The organism is Shigella sp. SIG6, assembly GCF_053555815.1.
In genome coordinates this window covers 1-16,097 of record NZ_JBQZXC010000083.1, presented here as the reverse complement: position 1 = coordinate 16,097, position 16,097 = coordinate 1, and the positions used below count along the sequence as shown (strand labels likewise).

Below are 16,097 nucleotides of genomic sequence, written 5' to 3'. Positions count from 1 at the left end.
GCCGCCGTGAAAAGTGCCAATTTCCGCCATACCGTCTTTATGACGTCCGTAACTCTGGTCATTACTGGGATCGCCGTTTTCGAAACGATCTGTCAGCACAAAGTAAACCGTGGCGTTATGCCAGTCGAAAGGGGAGGATGTGTCAGTTTCTGCCCGTTCCAGCAGGAGTAAACCGTTGCTGGTAGCAGCGGGTTGTAACGTTATTTGACCGTTCTTCACTATCGCAATTTGTTGGCTGTAATAATCCCGTACGGCGGCTCCTTCCGGGAAAGTGGCGCTGACATCCAGCGTGAGCGGTAATCCATCCCATTTCGGGCATTCACGGACCAGGTTTGCTACCGGTTCGGCGGCGTTCTGGATGGAAATCATCAATGTTGGCGTACCGGAGCGGGTGTCTATTTGCAGCGTATATTTGCCGTCCCTGAACAATCGCCATTGAGGCGGCGTGTTGCTACAAGGTTGCAGGGAAAGCATCTGATTGAGTTTTATCGCATCTGCAGGCTGCCAGCACTGTTGGTCAAAATTTAGCGTGAGTGGACGCGTACCTTTGGGCAACTGCGCGTGGCTGACAAATGTTCCCGTTCCCTGTTCGCTAAAGGCAGGGAACCCCGGAGAAGTCCAGCTGGCGGCAACGGCGAAGCCAGGAAGGAGTGTCAGAAAACAGGCGGCGAGTTTCATGGTGGATGAGTCCTTATTGCTGCGATTTCAGACAGTTTGCCAGCGATAAGCCAGACAAAACTCATCCCTGAGCGGTAAGTCCACAGGATGAGAAGCAAGGGTGAGCGATCGCGCGCAAAAAACGGCTGAATTTTGCGATAACCCCCACATTTTCTGCGATTTAGCGCCAATCTGAATCGTTAACTCGTGACATAGTTTCAGATTTGGACTATTCCTTGGGGTGCTCTTGACAGCTATTTTTGATATGATTTGAGATTCAACTCTCAAATTTGTGAAAAATATAAGGTGTTGGAATGATTAAATCCGACCAGGAGACCTGATGATTTTGACTCCCATACGACGATATGGGGCGATGATTCTTATGTTACTCACTCTGGTGTTTTCGAGTGAGGTGTTAGCGAAGACGCACACAACAACAGCGAGTCAAAAGTCCCACTTAACTAAAGCTAGTAATAAACAGGTAAGCAGTAAACAAGAGTATTCTCGCAATAGTGCAAAGAGTAGTTCACTTCCTGATTTGCGAAAATACCCTTCCGGAACACCAAGGAAAAAGGCGTTTCTCCGGACCGTAATGCCTTACATTACCAGCCAAAATGCAGCCATTACTGCAGAACGTAACTGGCTGATTTCAAAACAGTATCAGGGCCAATGGTCACCTGCTGAGCGTGCGCGTCTGAAAGACATCGCCAAACGCTACAAGGTGAAGTGGTCTGGTAATACGCGAAAAATCCCGTGGAATACCTTGCTTGAACGCGTAGACATTATCCCTACCAGTATGGTGGCGACGATGGCTGCAGCAGAAAGCGGTTGGGGAACGTCGAAGCTGGCGCGCAACAATAACAATCTGTTCGGCATGAAATGCATGAAAGGACGTTGTACCAATGCGCCGGGTAAAGTGAAAGGGTACTCACAGTTTAGTTCTGTCAAAGAATCGGTGAGCGCCTATGTCACTAACCTGAATACGCACCCGGCTTACTCTTCGTTCCGTAAATCGCGTGCACAGCTGCGTAAAGCGGATCAGGAAGTGACTGCCACAGCGATGATTCACAAGCTGAAGGGCTACTCGACCAAAGGGAAGAGTTATAACAACTACCTGTTCGCAATGTACCAGGATAACCAACGGTTAATCGCGGCGCATATGTAATTTCATTTCCTCGAGCCTTATCTGATTTGTCGGTCGGATAAGGCTTTTGCTCGCATCAGGTGGCTGTGCTGAGTTCCCTGATGTGACGCCGACAATTCTCATCATCGCTACAACATGACCTCGCTATTTACATCGCGATACTCTTTTGGCGTTGTGTCATATGCTTTTTTAAAAACAGAGTAGAAATATTGCAGCGATGGATAACCGCACATTTGCGATATCTCATTGATCGACAAGGTGGTTGAAATCAGCAGACTGCGCGCTTTCTCCAGCTTCTCGGCATGAATCATTGCATGGATGGTTTCACCCACCTCTTCTTTAAAACGCTTCTCAAGATTGGAGCGCGAGATCCCGACCGCATCCAGTACCTGATCCACTTTAATCCCTTTACAGGCGTGATTACGAATGTAATGCATGGCCTGAATAACGGCGGGATCGGTCAGCGAGCGATAATCTGTTGAGCGCCGTTCAATGACGCGAACTGGTGGGACCAAAATTCGCTGTAGCGGCATTTCTTCTTTATCTAATAATCGATGCAACAGTTTTGCCGCCTGATAGCCCATTTGCCGCGCGCCCTGAGCGACCGAAGAAAGGGCGACACGCGACAGATAGCGGGTCAGTTCTTCGTTATCGATGCCAATCACGCATAATTTTTCCGGTACGGGAATATGTAGATGTTCACATACTTGCAGAATATGCCGCGCTCGGGCGTCAGTAACGGCAATAATCCCGGTTTGCGGTGGCAGCGTTTGTAGTCAGTCTGCCAGCCGATTTTGCGCGTGTTGCCAGTTCTCTGGCGCGGTTTCTAACCCCTGATAAACCACTCCGCGATACTTTTCTTCGGCGACAAGCTGACGAAATGCATATTCGCGTTCAGTGGCCCAACGTTTGCCGCTTGATTCCGGAAGACCATAAAAAGAAAAGCGGTTAACGCCTTTCTCTTTTAAATGCAAAAATGCGCTTTCAACCAGCGCATAGTTATCGGTGGCAATGTAATGAACGGGTGGGTAACTTTCTGCAAGGTGATACGAGCCGCCAACCCCAACAATGGGGACGTCGACATCAGCCAGCGCTTGCTCGATCTGTTTGTCGTCGAAGTCGGCAATGACGACATCTCCTAACCAGTCCTTGATTTTATCAATGCGGGCGCGGAAATCTTCTTCAATGAAAATATCCCATTCTGATTGTGATGCCTGTAAATATTCCCCTACGCCTTCTACTACCTGCCGGTCATAGACTTTATTGGCATTGAACAGTAATGTGATGCGGTGACGTTTAGTAAACATGGTTCTTTTCCTGCTGAATCATGCAAAAACTCAAAACCGGTAATACGTAACCGGCTTTGAGAAAATTTTTATCAAAATCAAGAACGGCGTTTGGTTGCGGAGTCCATCCATACTGCCAGCAACAGAATCGCACCTTTAACGATATACTGCCAGAAGGTCGGTACATCCATCATACTCATGCCGTTATCCAGTGAAGCCATGATAAATGCCCCCATTACTGCTCCGGCAACGCTTCCCACACCGCCAGCCAGGCTGGTGCCGCCAATCACGCATGCTGCAATTGCGTCCAGTTCGGCGATATTTCCCGCAGAAGGTGAACCAGCGCCAAGTCGAGAACTAAGGATTAATCCGGCGATGGCTACCATTAATCCGTTAATCGCGAACACGGCAAGTTTGGTGCGTTCAACGTTAATCCCGGAGAGACGTGCTGCTTCCAGATTGCCGCCGATGGCATAAATGCGTCGTCCAAATGCCGTCCGCGTTGCCATAAACATTCCGCCGAGTAACAGCAACGTCAGCAGCAGAACAGGAGTGGGAACGCCACGGTAATCATTCAACAGCCAGATTGCGCCTAATACGATGATAGCGGTTAAAGCCTGGCGACCGACTACTGCGGTAGAGGCCGGAGACTGTAAACCCAAAGCCTGACGGCGCATTCTTCCGCGCCATTGCCAACCAACAAAAGCCATTAAGCCAAGCGCGCCAATGATGAAGCCGGTACTGGCGGGGAGATAGCTTTGCCCAATTTGTGACATCGCGGCGCTGGTGGGGGATACAGTCGTGCCGTTGGTGATGCCAATGAGTATGCCGCGAAATGCCAACATGCCCGCGAGGGTGACAATAAATGAAGGGACTTTGCGGTACGCGACCCACCATCCGTTCCAGGCACCGAGAAGCAGTCCCAGAACCAACGTCACAATGATGGTAAGTGGCAAAGGCCAGCCTAACCAGACGTCACAAATCGCCGCGACGCCACCTAATAGCCCCATCATTGAGCCGACGGAAAGGTCGATTTCAGCAGAAATTATGACGAACACCATTCCTACCGCGAGGATGCCGGTAATCGCGGTCTGGCGTAACAGGTTGGAGACGTTACGGGCGCTTAAGTAGGCACCATCGGTGGTCCAGGTAAAGAACAGCATGATTGCGATGATAGCTGCAATCATCACGAAGACCTGCAAATTCAGTGATTTCAGCCCAGAAAAGCCACCGGATGTCGGTACGGCCAATTTCACTTCAGACGGATTGCTTTTCGACATGATGTTCGCTCCTCAATGCGGCTTCCATCACCTGCTCCTGAGTCAGGTTATGATTTATCAGGTTGGCTTTTAGTTTCCCTTCATGCATCACCAGTACACGATCGCTAAGGCCGAGCACTTCAGGTAATTCGGAAGAGATGACAATAACGGCAATACCCTGCTGGACGAGTTGGTTAATTAATTTGTAGATCTCATATTTCGCGCCAATATCAATACCCCTGGTAGGTTCATCAAGAATGAGGATGCGCGGGTTAAGTAACAGACAGCGGGCGAGGATCGCTTTTTGCTGATTGCCGCCGCTCAAACGTCCAATAGCAAGGTCGGGGGACGACGTTTTAACTTTGAGTTGCTGAATTGATTCCAGAATACATTTTTGCTCTGCCGCGTCATCAAGCTGGCTAATGCCACCGGTAAATTTATTGAGTGCGGCGAGGGTAATATTTTTACCAACCGCCATTACCGGAACGATGCCGTCGCGCTTTCTGTCTTCGGGTACCATCGCAATCCCCTGGGCGATGGCTTGCTGACAGTTACGAATATCTACCTGTTTGCCATCAATATAAATTTTTCCTTCCCATTGTCCGGGCCACACGCCAAACAGGCACTGAATGGTCTCGGTACGTCCGGCACCAACGAGTCCGGCAATACCCAGTATTTCGCCACGTTTCAGGGAAAACGAGACATCATTAACTCGTTTAATATGACGATTGACCGGATGCCATGCCGTCAGATGTTCAATACGTAATATTTCATCTCCGGTGGTATGTGGTTCATTAGGGTAAAGCGCGGTTAACTCTCGCCCGACCATCATGGTGATAATATCGTCTTCACTCATTCCGGCAGCATCACGCGTACCAATGTGCTGTCCGTCGCGAATAACGCAAATCGTATCGGAAATCGCTTTGACTTCGTTGAGTTTGTGCGAAATATAAATACAGGCGATACCGTGCTGTTGTAGATCGCGAATAATATCCAGTAAAACCGACGTTTCCTGCTTAGTTAATGAGGCTGTCGGTTCATCGAGAATTAACAAGCGCACCTGTTTATTAAGTGCCTTGGCAATTTCAACCAGTTGTTGTTGCCCAAGCCCTAAATCGCCAACGCGGGTATCAGGTGAAATGGATAAACTGACCTGTGCGAGCAGCTTCTGATAGCGTAGCGTCATCAGGTCATAATCCATAATGCCATTGTGGGTTATTTCGTTACCCAGGAAGATATTTTCCAGCACGGTCAATTCTTTCACCAGGGCCAATTCCTGGTGAATGATGGCGATACCTTTGCGTTCGGTATCGCGGATGTGACTCGCCTGAATCTCTTCTCCCGCAAAAATAATTTCGCCTTCGTAGGAGCCATGGGGATAAATACCACACAGCACTTTCATCAGCGTTGATTTACCAGACCCATTTTCCCCACAGAGTGAGACGATTTCGCCAGCATTCAACCGCAAGCTGACGTTATCAATCGCCTTCACACTGCCGAAGGTTTTGGTAATGTTCTTCATTTCAAGTAGAGAAGGCATAACGACTCCACCTAAGCCAATTCATTCACGCGGCATGGAGAGAAATCACGCCCCCGCTCCGCGCCGGGGCGTAACGCTTACAGCTCGCTCTCTTTGTGGAATCCGTCTTTAATTACCGTATCTTTGATGTTGTTTTTATTCACATCGATCGGTGTCAGGAGGCGGGAGGGGACATCTTTCAGGCCATTATTCAGTGAGGTATCTGCTTTTGGCTCCTGACCATTGCCCAATTCAACGGCAATTTCTGCGGCAGTATTTGCCAGCAATGTAATAGGTTTATACACCGTCATAGTTTGCGTACCGGCAGCAATACGTTTAATACCTGCGAGATCCGCATCCTGGCCGGAAATTGCTACTTTCCCTGATAAACTTTGCGCGCTTAATGCCTGAATTGCCCCACCTGCGGTGGTATCGTTTGAGGCAACTACAGCATCAATTTTGTTATTATTGGCGGTTAGCGCGTTTTCCATAATTTTCAATGCGTTTTCCGGTAACCAGCCATCAACCCATTGGTCACCAACGACTTTAATTTTTCCAGAATCAACGTAAGGTTTTAACACTTTCATTTGTCCGGCGCGGAACAGCTTGGCGTTGTTATCTACCGGCGAGCCGCCCATCAGGAAGTAATTACCTTGCGGAACAATATCGACCAAGGCTTTTGCCTGCAGTTCACCGACTTTTTCGTTATCGAAAGAAATATCAAAATCGATATCCGCATCGTTAATCATACGGTCGTAAGCTAATACTTTAATACCTTCTTGTTTGGCTTCTTTTACAACGTTACTTAATACCTGACCGTTATACGGAATAATGACAAGAACATCGACACCCCGGTTAATCATGTTTTCAATCTGCGACATTTGTGTTTCTTCATTGCCATTTGCAGACTGTACAAATACTTTCGCACCGAGAGATTCTGCCTTTTTCACAAAAATATCTCGATCTTTTTGCCAGCGTTCAAGACGGAGATCATCAATCGCCATACCTATTTTGACTTCTTTGGCGTGTGCCGCAACGTTGGTAAGCAGAAGTGAGGTGCAAAGGGTGAGTAGAATGTTCTTTATTTTCATGGTGTAGGGCCTTCTGTAGTTAGAGGACAGCTTTAATAAGTAACAATCACCGCGATAAACGTAACCAATTTTTAGCAACTAAACAGGGGAAAACAATTACAGATTTTTATCTTTCGATTACGATTTTTGGTTTATTTCTTGATTTATGACCGAGATCTTACTTTTGTTGCGCAATTGTACTTATTGCATTTTTATCTTCGAGGAATTACCCAGTTTCATCATCCCATTTTATCTTGCGAGCGAGCGCACACTTGTGAATTATCTCAATAGCAGTGTGAAATAACATAATTGAGCAACTGAAAGGGAGTGCCCAATATTACGACATCATCCATCACCCGCGGCATTACCTGATTATGGAGTTCAATATGCAAGCCTATTTTGACCAGCTCGATCGCGTTTGTTATGAAGGCTCAAAATCCTCAAACCCGTTAGCATTCCGTCACTACAATCCCGACGAACTGGTGTTGGGTAAGCGTATGGAAGAGCACTTGCGTTTTGCCGCCTGCTACTGGCACACCTTCTGCTGGAACGGGGCGGACATGTTTGGTGTGGGGGCATTTAATCGTCCGTGGCAGCAGCCTGGTGAGGCACTGGCGTTGGCGAAGCGTAAAGCAGATGTCGCATTTGAGTTTTTCCACAAGTTACATGTGCCATTTTATTGCTTCCACGATGTGGATGTTTCCCCTGAGGGCGCGTCGTTAAAAGAGTACATCAATAATTTTGCGCAAATGGTTGATGTCCTGGCAGCCAAGCAAGAAGAGAGCGGCGTGAAGCTGCTGTGGGGAACCGCTAACTGCTTTACAAACCCTCGCTATGGCGCGGGTGCGGCGACGAACCCAGATCCTGAAGTCTTCAGCTGGGCGGCAACGCAAGTTGTTACAGCGATGGAAGCAACCCATAAATTGGGCGGTGAAAACTATGTCCTGTGGGGTGGTCGTGAAGGTTACGAAACGCTGTTAAATACCGACTTGCGTCAGGAGCGTGAACAACTGGGCCGCTTTATGCAGATGGTGGTTGAGCATAAACATAAAATCGGCTTCTAGGGCACGTTGCTTATCGAACCGAAACCGCAAGAACCGACTAAACATCAATATGATTACGATGCCGCGACGGTCTATGGCTTCCTGAAACAGTTTGGTCTGGAAAAAGAGATTAAACTGAACATTGAAGCTAACCACGCGACGCTGGCAGGTCACTCTTTCCATCATGAAATAGCCACCGCCATTGCGCTTGGCCTGTTCGGTTCTGTCGACGCCAACCGTGGCGATGCGCAACTGGGCTGGGACACCGACCAGTTCCCGAACAGTGTGGAAGAGAATGCGCTGGTGATGTATGAAATTCTCAAAGCAGGCGGTTTCACCACCGGTGGTCTGAACTTCGATGCCAAAGTACGTCGTCAAAGTACTGATAAATATGATCTGTTTTACGGTCATATCGGCGCGATGGATACGATGGCACTGGCGCTGAAAATTGCAGCGCGCATGATTGAAGATGGCGAGCTGGATAAACGCATCGCGCAGCGTTATTCCGGCTGGAATAGCGAATTGGGCCAGCAAATCCTGAAAGGCCAAATGTCACTGGCAGATTTAGCCAAATATGCTCAGGAACATAATTTGTCTCCGGTGCATCAGAGTGGTCGCCAGGAGCAACTGGAAAATCTGGTAAATCATTATCTGTTCGACAAATAACGGCTAACTGTGCAGTCCGTTGGCCCGGTTATCGGTAGCGATACCGGGCATTTTTTTAAGGAACGATCGATATGTATATCGGGATAGATCTTGGCACCGCGGGCGTAAAAGTTATTTTGCTCAACGAGCAGGGTGAGGTGGTTGCTTCGCAAACGGAAAAGCTGACCGTTTCGCGCCCGCATCCACTTTGGTCGGAACAAGACCCGGAACAGTGGTGGCAGGCAACTGATCGCGCAATGAAAGCTCTGGGCGATCAGCATTCTCTGCAGGACGTTAAAGCATTGGGTATTGCCGGCCAGATGCATGGAGCAACCTTACTGGATGCTCAACAACGGGTATTGCGCCCTGCCATTTTGTGGAACGACGGGCGCTGTGCGCAAGGGTGCACTTTGCTGGAAGCGAGAGTTCCGCAATCACGAGTGATTACCGGCAACCTGATGATGCCCGGATTTACTGCGCCTAAATTGCTATGGGTTCAGCGGCATGAGCCGGAGATATTCCGTCAAATCGACAAAGTATTATTACCGAAAGATTACTTGCGTCTGCGTATGACGGGGGAGTTTGCCAGCGATATGTCTGACGCAGCTGGCACCATGTGGCTGGATGTCGCAAAGCGTGACTGGAGTGACGTCATGCTGCAGGCTTGCGACTTATCTCGTGACCAGATGCCCGCATTATACGAAGGCAGCGAAATTACTGGTGCTTTGTTACCTGAAGTTGCGAAAGCGTGGGGTATGGCGACGGTGCCAGTTGTCGCAGGCGGTGGCGACAATGCAGCTGGTGCAGTTGGTGTGGGAATGGTTGATGCTAATCAGGCAATGTTATCGCTGGGGACGTCGGGGGGCTATTTTGCTGTCAGCGAAGGGTTCTTAAGCAAGCCAGAAAGCGCTGTACACAGCTTTTGCCATGCGCTACCGCAGCGTTGGCATTTAATGTCTGTAATGCTGAGTGCAGCATCGTGTCTGGATTGGGCCGCGAAATTAACCGGCCTGTGCAATGTCCCAGCTTTAATCGCTGCAGCTCAACAGGCTGATGAAAGTGCCGAGCCAGTTTGGTTTCTGCCTTATCTTTCCGGCGAGCGTACACCACACAATAATCCCCAGGCGAAGGGGGTTTTCTTTGGTTTGACTCATCAACATGGCCCCAATGAACTGGCGCGAGCAGTGCTGGAAGGCGTGGGTTATGCGCTGGCAGATGGCATGGATGTCGTGCATGCCTGCGGCATTAAACCGCAAAGTGTTACGTTGATTGGTGGCGGGGCGCGTAGTGAGTACTGGCGTCAGATGCTGGCGGATATCAGCGGTCAGCAGCTCGATTACCGTACGGGGGGGGGGATGTGGGGCCAGCACTGGGCGCAGCAAGGCTGGCGCAGATTGCGGCGAATCCAGAGAAATCGCTCATTGAGTTGTTGCCGCAGCTACCGTTAGAACAGTCGCATCTACCAGATGCGCAGCGTTATGCCGCTTATCAGCCACGACGTGAAACGTTCCGTTGCCTCTATCAGCAACTTCTGCCATTAATGGCGTAAACGTTATCCCCTGCCTGACCGGGTGGGGGATAATTCACATCTATATATCTCACTAATTAATTAATATTTAGTATGAATTTATTCTGAAAATCATTTGTTAATGGCATTTTTCAGTTTTGTCTTTCGTTGGTTACTCGTAATGTATCGCTGGTAGATATGGAGATCGTTATGAAAACCTCAAAAACTGTGGCAAAACTATTATTTGTTGTCGGGGCGCTGGTTTATCTGGTTGGGCTATGGATCTCATGCCCATTGCTAAGTGGAAAAGGCTATTTTCTTGGCGTGTTAATGACAGCAACTTTTGGTAACTATGCATATCTTCGCGCAGAAAAACTCGGGCAACTGGATAATTTTTTTACCCATATCTGCCAGTTAGTTGCGTTAATCACTATCGGTCTCTTGTTTATCGGTGTTTTAAATGCACCTATCAATGCTTATGAAATGGTGATCTACCCCATCGCCTTTTTTGTCTGCTTGTTTGGTCAAATGCGTTTGTTTCGCTCGGTATGAGCAACATAAAGCTCTTACACATTCAGGAATGAAAGGAATACTGTGATGGACAACAAAATATCAACCTATTCACCGGCCTTTAGTATTGTGTCATGGATAGCTCTCGTTGGTGGTATCGTTACCTACCTGTTAGGGCTATGGAATGCAGAGATGCAGTTAAATGAAAAAGGGTATTATTTTGCCGTACTGGTGTTAGGACTGTTTTCTGCTGCGTCTTATCAAAAGACCGTTCGGGACAAGTATGAAGGCATACCGACCACTTCCATTTATTATATGACCTGCCTGACTGTCTTTATTATCTCTGTTGCTCTACTGATGGTAGGTCTGTGGAATGCGACATTATTACTCAGTGAAAAAGGTTTTTATGGACTGGCTTTCTTCTTAAGCTTGTTTGGTGCAGTAGCGGTGCAGAAGAATATTCGTGATGCCGGAATAAACCCGCCAAAAGAAACACAGGTTACCCAGGAAGAATACAGCGAATAATTCACGTCAGCCCGGTCAGTCCAATGTGAACGGGCTTTTACTTAACTCACTAATCTGTTTCTGTCGATTCGTTGTACCAGCATAGAAAGTAACAAACTCGCTGCCAACGTCGCGCAAAAGATCCAAATAATATCCAGTATTGGCCAATTTTTAAGCTCAATTCCCCGGGTGCGCAACGCATGGATAATCAAGGCGTGGAATCCGTATATACCCAATGAATGGCGGGAGATTAAGCCAAGTCCGCGAATGGTACGCGTATCCAGCGTGTTTTTAACCAGAGTCAATAGCGCGATTGCGCAGATAAAAACCATCGGCCCACAGTAAAGATACCAGGTATCGGCAAAATTTCCGCGCCACTGCAATTCATATAATGTCCCGCGAGAGATAATAAAAACCCCCGTCGCAAACAGCGCGGCGCTCACCCACGACAGTGCTTTATGCTGTGTGTCCATCATCCCTATAGCGCGGCCCAACATGCCATACAGAATGTAGTAAAAAGTATCGCCATTGATATATAAGTTAATTGGCAGCCATTCAAAACCGTCAATTTTCTGCGGCACTGTATTTGGGTTAGCGATAATGCCAATCACCACCATTAGCACCAGCAACATTTTTCCGCCGACGTTCTTCACCTGAATCAGCGGTGAAACCAGATAAATCACCGCAATCGCGAAGAAAAACCACAAGTGGTAAAACACTGGCTTTTGCAGCAGGTTTTTCAGCGCTAACTCCATATTGATGGAGGTAAACAGCGCAATGTAGAGCAGTGCGATTGCGCTATAAAAAATCAGACATAAGCCGATACGCAAGAAATGGCGCGGCTGGGCGCTGCGTTCGCCAAAAAAGAGATAGCCGGAAATCATGAAAAATAGCGGCACGCTGACACGAGAGGCAGAATTCAGAACATTGGCGATATCCCATGTGACGGGGCTAACACTATGAGCATTGGTCACATACCAGGTAGTGGTGTGAATCATCACCACCATTAAACACGCTATCCCTCGCAGGTTATCAATCCAGTAAATTTTGGGCTGCATCTGTGTCTCTGTATCTGGTTAAAAAAAGTCTGACCGATAAATCATTTGGTTGGCGCACTGGAATAATCTGAGTTTTATCACTACAGCCTATAGAGGCTTAAGGAAATTCGTAAGATATCAGCCACTATACCGATATAAATAATAAGACTCACCTGCAAACCAGACGGTAATTTAATGATGATGAACGCTTTCTTTCCGGCAATGGCGCTTATGGTGCTAGTGGGTTGTTCTACACCGTCACCCGTGCAGAAAGCACAACGGGTAAAGGTTGATCCTCTGCGTTCGTTGAATATGGAAGCGTTATGCAAGGATCAGGCGGCAAAACGTTATAACACCGGCGAGCAAAAAATCGACGTCACCGGCTTCGAACAGTTCCAGGGAAGCTATGAAATGCGCGGTTATACCTTCCGTAAAGAGCAGTTTGTCTGTTCTTTTGACGCAGATGGCCATTTTTTGCATCTTTCCATGCGTTAAGCCCTGCTTTTTCCCGTTTCGTACTGTATATCTTCCATCCAGCGGGTATACTGATCCCTTCCTTTAAATCCACACGTATCCAGCACGAAATAATATGCAAAAGTTTGATACCAGGACCTTCCAGGGCTTGATCCTGACCTTACAGGATTACTGGGCTCGCCAGGGCTGCACCATTGTTCAACCATTGGACATGGAAGTCGGCGCGGGAACCTCTCACCCAATGACCTGTCTGCGCGCGCTGGGGCCAGAACCGATGGCGGCTGCTTATGTTCAGCCTTCTCGTCGCCCGACCGATGGTCGCTACGGCGAAAACCCCAACCGTTTACAGCACTACTATCAGTTCCAGGTGGTCATTAAGCCATCGCCGGACAATATTCAGGAGCTGTACCTCGGTTCTCTGAAAGAGCTGGGCATGGACCCGACTATTCACGACATCCGTTTCGTGGAAGATAACTGGGAAAACCCGACTCTGGGGGCCTGGGGACTGGGCTGGGAAGTGTGGCTAAACGGCATGGAAGTGACGCAGTTCACTTACTTCCAGCAGGTTGGTGGTCTGGAGTGTAAACCGGTTACCGGCGAGATCACCTACGGTCTGGAACGTCTGGCCATGTACATTCAGGGCGTAGACAGCGTTTACGACCTAGTCTGGAGCGACGGCCCGCTGGGTAAAACCACCTACGGCGACGTGTTCCATCAGAACGAAGTGGAGCAGTCCACTTACAACTTCGAATACGCGGATGTGGACTTCCTGTTCACCTGCTTTGAGCAGTACGAGAAAGAAGCGCAGCAGCTGCTGGCGCTGGAAAATCCGCTGCCGCTGCCAGCCTACGAGCGTATTCTGAAAGCCGCCCACAGCTTCAACCTGCTGGATGCGCGTAAAGCCATCTCCGTCACCGAGCGTCAGCGCTACATTCTGCGCATTCGCACCCTGACCAAAGCAGTGGCAGAAGCATATTACGCTTCCCGTGAAGCCCTCGGCTTCCCGATGTGCAACAAAGATAAGTAAGAGGCGGCTATGTCTGAGAAAACTTTTCTGGTGGAAATCGGCACTGAAGAGCTGCCACCAAAAGCACTGCGCAGCCTGGCAGAGTCCTTTGCTGCGAACTTTACTGCGGAGCTGGATAACGCAGGCCTCGCACACGGCACCGTTCAATGGTTTGCTGCTCCGCGTCGTCTGGCGCTGAAAGTAGCTAACCTGGCGGAAGCACAACCAGATCGTGAAATCGAAAAACGCGGCCCGGCGATTGCCCAGGCGTTCGACGCTGAAGGAAAACCGAGCAAAGCGGCAGAAGGTTGGGCGCGTGGTTGTGGTATTACTGTTGACCAGGCTGAGCGTCTGACTACCGATAAAGGCGAATGGCTGCTGTATCGCGCCCATGTGAAGGGCGAAAGCACCGAAGCACTGCTGCCGAATATGGTTGCGACTTCGCTGGCGAAACTGCCGATCCCGAAACTGATGCGCTGGGGTGCAAGCGACGTGCACTTCGTGCGTCCGGTGCACACCGTGACCCTGCTGCTGGGCGACAAAGTCATTCCGGCAACCATTCTGGGCATTCAGTCCGATCGCGTGATTCGCGGCCACCGCTTTATGGGCGAACCGGAATTCACCATCGACAACGCCGATCAGTATCCGGAAATTCTGCGTGAGCGCGGGAAAGTCATCGCCGATTACGAAGAACGTAAAGCGAAGATTAAAGCCGATGCCGAAGAAGCAGCGCGTAAGATTGGCGGTAACGCTGACTTAAGCGAAAGCCTGCTGGAAGAAGTGGCTTCGCTGGTGGAGTGGCCGGTCGTTCTGACCGCAAAATTCGAAGAGAAATTCCTCGCGGTGCCGGCTGAAGCCCTAGTTTACACCATGAAAGGTGACCAGAAGTACTTCCCGGTGTATGCGAACGACGGCAAACTGCTGCCGAACTTTATCTTCGTTGCCAACATCGAATCGAAAGATCCGCAGCAAATTATCTCTGGTAACGAGAAAGTCGTTCGTCCACGTCTGGCGGATGCCGAGTTCTTCTTCAACACCGACCGCAAAAAACGTCTGGAAGATAACCTGCCGCGCCTGCAAACCGTGCTGTTCCAGCAACAGCTGGGTACGCTGCGTGACAAGACTGACCGCATCCAGGCGCTGGCTGGCTGGATCGCCGAACAGATTGGCGCTGACGTTAACCACGCAACCCGTGCGGGCCTGCTGTCTAAGTGTGACCTGATGACCAACATGGTCTTCGAGTTCACCGACACCCAAGGCGTTATGGGGATGCACTACGCGCGTCACGATGGCGAAGCGGAAGACGTAGCCGTCGCGCTGAATGAGCAGTATCAGCCGCGCTTTGCCGGTGATGACCTGCCGTCCAACCCGGTAGCTTGTGCGCTGGCGATTGCTGATAAGATGGATACTCTGGCGGGTATCTTCGGTATCGGTCAGCATCCGAAAGGCGACAAAGACCCGTTTGCGCTGCGTCGTGCCGCACTTGGCGTGCTGCGAATTATCGTTGAGAAGAACCTCAACCTTGATCTGCAAACGCTGACCGAAGAAGCGGTGCGTCTGTATGGCGATAAGCTGACTAATGCCAACGTAGTTGATGATGTTATCGACTTTATGCTCGGTCGCTTCCGCGCCTGGTATCAGGACGAAGGTTATACCGTTGACACCATCCAGGCGGTACTGGCGCGTCGTCCGACTCGTCCGGCTGATTTCGATGCCCGCATGAAAGCGGTATCGCACTTCCGTACCCTGGAAGCAGCTGCAGCACTGGCGGCGGCGAACAAACGTGTATCTAACATCCTGGCGAAATCTGACGAAGTGCTGAGCGATCGCGTGAATGCCTCTACCCTGAAAGAGCCGGAAGAAATTAAACTGGCGATGCAGGTTGTGGTGCTACGTGACAAGCTGGAGCCGTACTTTGCGGAAGGTCGTTACCAGGATGCGCTGGTCGAACTGGCAGAGCTGCGTGAGCCGGTTGATGCTTTCTTCGATAAAGTGATGGTCATGGTTGATGACAAAGAATTGCGTCTCAACCGTCTGACCATGCTGGAGAAACTGCGCGAACTGTTCCTGCGCGTTGCGGATATTTCGCTGTTGCAGTAATAACGCCGTTATTAAAAAGCCTGCCATCTGGCAGGCTTTTTTTATTATCGCTAAATAAAACAGCAACCTTTAATAATCTTCTGCTGAATAAAGATTATCTCATATATTAATTTTATGAGATTTTTTTAGGATTATATCAAGGAGAAGAAACAAACTTATTAAGCTAGAATAGCCGCGGGTGCTTGAGACTGTTTGTCTCAGGTATTCACCGAAAGGCAGACAGAGAAAAGCCCCACCTGACTATAAATCAAAGTGTGTACTGCACCCATTTTGTTGGACGATGAAATGGAATAGCTCCTAATATGTCAAAGCCAAAATACCCTTTTGAAAAGCGCC

10 protein-coding genes and 4 pseudogenes are annotated in these 16,097 nt (G+C 49.3%); 8 read left to right on the top strand and 6 right to left on the bottom strand.

All coding sequences use genetic code 11. The features are described from left to right. Window positions 1-678 (bottom strand): annotated as a pseudogene (locus ACUU1M_RS13730) (alpha-amylase); the annotation flags it as partial. 319 nt (window positions 679-997) lie between these two features. Here ACUU1M_RS13730 and ACUU1M_RS13725 point away from each other — a divergent pair. Then, complete coding sequence (locus tag ACUU1M_RS13725) at window positions 998-1,822, top strand: protein bax (protein WP_001297957.1); 825 nt, start codon at window positions 998-1,000, stop codon at window positions 1,820-1,822. A gap of 107 nt (window positions 1,823-1,929) precedes the next feature. Here the strand turns inward: ACUU1M_RS13725 and xylR are convergent. From xylR to xylF, 4 genes and pseudogenes are all read right to left on the bottom strand, one after another. Further along, window positions 1,930-3,108 (bottom strand): annotated as a pseudogene (gene xylR / locus ACUU1M_RS13720) (D-xylose utilization transcriptional activator XylR). Window positions 3,109-3,185: 77 nt separating this feature from the next. Beyond that, window positions 3,186-4,367 (bottom strand): xylose ABC transporter permease XylH, encoded by a 1,182-nt coding sequence (xylH, locus tag ACUU1M_RS13715; protein WP_000045978.1) that lies wholly within the window; start codon window positions 4,365-4,367, stop codon window positions 3,186-3,188. Beyond that, window positions 4,345-5,886 carry a D-xylose ABC transporter ATP-binding protein gene (xylG, locus tag ACUU1M_RS13710; protein WP_152028981.1) on the bottom strand — a complete coding sequence of 514 codons (1,542 nt, stop codon included), beginning with the start codon at window positions 5,884-5,886 and terminating at the stop codon, window positions 4,345-4,347. The genes xylH and xylG overlap by 23 nt, the downstream gene beginning before the upstream one ends. Before the next feature lie 77 nt (window positions 5,887-5,963). Continuing rightward, window positions 5,964-6,956 (bottom strand): D-xylose ABC transporter substrate-binding protein, encoded by a 993-nt coding sequence (gene xylF / locus ACUU1M_RS13705; RefSeq protein ID WP_152028982.1) that lies wholly within the window; start codon window positions 6,954-6,956, stop codon window positions 5,964-5,966. Between the two features lie 365 nt (window positions 6,957-7,321). Here xylF and xylA point away from each other — a divergent pair. The 4 genes and pseudogenes from xylA to yiaA all read left to right on the top strand — a co-directional run bounded on the left by xylA (window position 7,322) and on the right by yiaA (window position 11,165). Next, window positions 7,322-8,644 (top strand): annotated as a pseudogene (xylA, locus tag ACUU1M_RS13700) (xylose isomerase). Between the two features lie 71 nt (window positions 8,645-8,715). After that, window positions 8,716-10,172 (top strand): annotated as a pseudogene (xylB, locus tag ACUU1M_RS13695) (xylulokinase). Window positions 10,173-10,340: 168 nt separating this feature from the next. After that, the gene (yiaB, locus tag ACUU1M_RS13690; protein WP_000858193.1) at window positions 10,341-10,682 is read left to right on the top strand and encodes an inner membrane protein YiaB; all 342 of its coding nucleotides are present in this window, start codon (window positions 10,341-10,343) and stop codon (window positions 10,680-10,682) included. A gap of 45 nt (window positions 10,683-10,727) precedes the next feature. Further along, window positions 10,728-11,165: an inner membrane protein YiaA gene (gene yiaA / locus ACUU1M_RS13685; protein WP_001296808.1), complete on the top strand. Its 438-nt coding sequence runs from the start codon at window positions 10,728-10,730 to the stop codon at window positions 11,163-11,165. Between the two features lie 41 nt (window positions 11,166-11,206). Here the strand turns inward: yiaA and wecH are convergent, their stop codons facing one another. Next, a complete protein-coding gene (gene wecH / locus ACUU1M_RS13680; RefSeq protein WP_001182653.1) occupies window positions 11,207-12,202 on the bottom strand; it encodes an O-acetyltransferase WecH in 996 nt (331 codons plus the stop codon). Window positions 12,203-12,376: 174 nt separating this feature from the next. Between wecH and ACUU1M_RS13675 the strand changes: the two genes are divergently transcribed. The 3 genes from ACUU1M_RS13675 (at window position 12,377) to glyS (ending at window position 15,761) form a co-directional block, all read left to right on the top strand. Further along, window positions 12,377-12,676 (top strand): YsaB family lipoprotein, encoded by a 300-nt coding sequence (locus ACUU1M_RS13675; protein ID WP_000980112.1) that lies wholly within the window; start codon window positions 12,377-12,379, stop codon window positions 12,674-12,676. A 94-nt stretch (window positions 12,677-12,770) separates the two neighbouring features. After that, complete coding sequence (gene glyQ / locus ACUU1M_RS13670; protein WP_001168544.1) at window positions 12,771-13,682, top strand: glycine--tRNA ligase subunit alpha; 912 nt, start codon at window positions 12,771-12,773, stop codon at window positions 13,680-13,682. Window positions 13,683-13,691: 9 nt separating this feature from the next. After that, window positions 13,692-15,761: a glycine--tRNA ligase subunit beta gene (gene glyS / locus ACUU1M_RS13665; protein ID WP_001291774.1), complete on the top strand. Its 2,070-nt coding sequence runs from the start codon at window positions 13,692-13,694 to the stop codon at window positions 15,759-15,761. Window positions 15,762-16,097: the final 336 nt, after the last annotated feature.

Excerpts from the sequence above, each read along its gene's own strand:
- ACUU1M_RS13725 (WP_001297957.1), top strand. The coding sequence starts at position 998 with ATGATTTTGACTCCCATACGACGATATGGGGCGATGATTCTTATGTTA.
- xylH (WP_000045978.1), bottom strand. The coding sequence starts at position 4,367 with ATGTCGAAAAGCAATCCGTCTGAAGTGAAATTGGCCGTACCGACATCC.
- xylG (WP_152028981.1), bottom strand. The coding sequence starts at position 5,886 with ATGCCTTCTCTACTTGAAATGAAGAACATTACCAAAACCTTCGGCAGT.
- xylF (WP_152028982.1), bottom strand. The coding sequence starts at position 6,956 with ATGAAAATAAAGAACATTCTACTCACCCTTTGCACCTCACTTCTGCTT.
- yiaB (WP_000858193.1), top strand. The coding sequence starts at position 10,341 with ATGAAAACCTCAAAAACTGTGGCAAAACTATTATTTGTTGTCGGGGCG.
- yiaA (WP_001296808.1), top strand. The coding sequence starts at position 10,728 with ATGGACAACAAAATATCAACCTATTCACCGGCCTTTAGTATTGTGTCA.
- wecH (WP_001182653.1), bottom strand. The coding sequence starts at position 12,202 with ATGCAGCCCAAAATTTACTGGATTGATAACCTGCGAGGGATAGCGTGT.
- ACUU1M_RS13675 (WP_000980112.1), top strand. The coding sequence starts at position 12,377 with ATGATGATGAACGCTTTCTTTCCGGCAATGGCGCTTATGGTGCTAGTG.
- glyQ (WP_001168544.1), top strand. The coding sequence starts at position 12,771 with ATGCAAAAGTTTGATACCAGGACCTTCCAGGGCTTGATCCTGACCTTA.
- glyS (WP_001291774.1), top strand. The coding sequence starts at position 13,692 with ATGTCTGAGAAAACTTTTCTGGTGGAAATCGGCACTGAAGAGCTGCCA.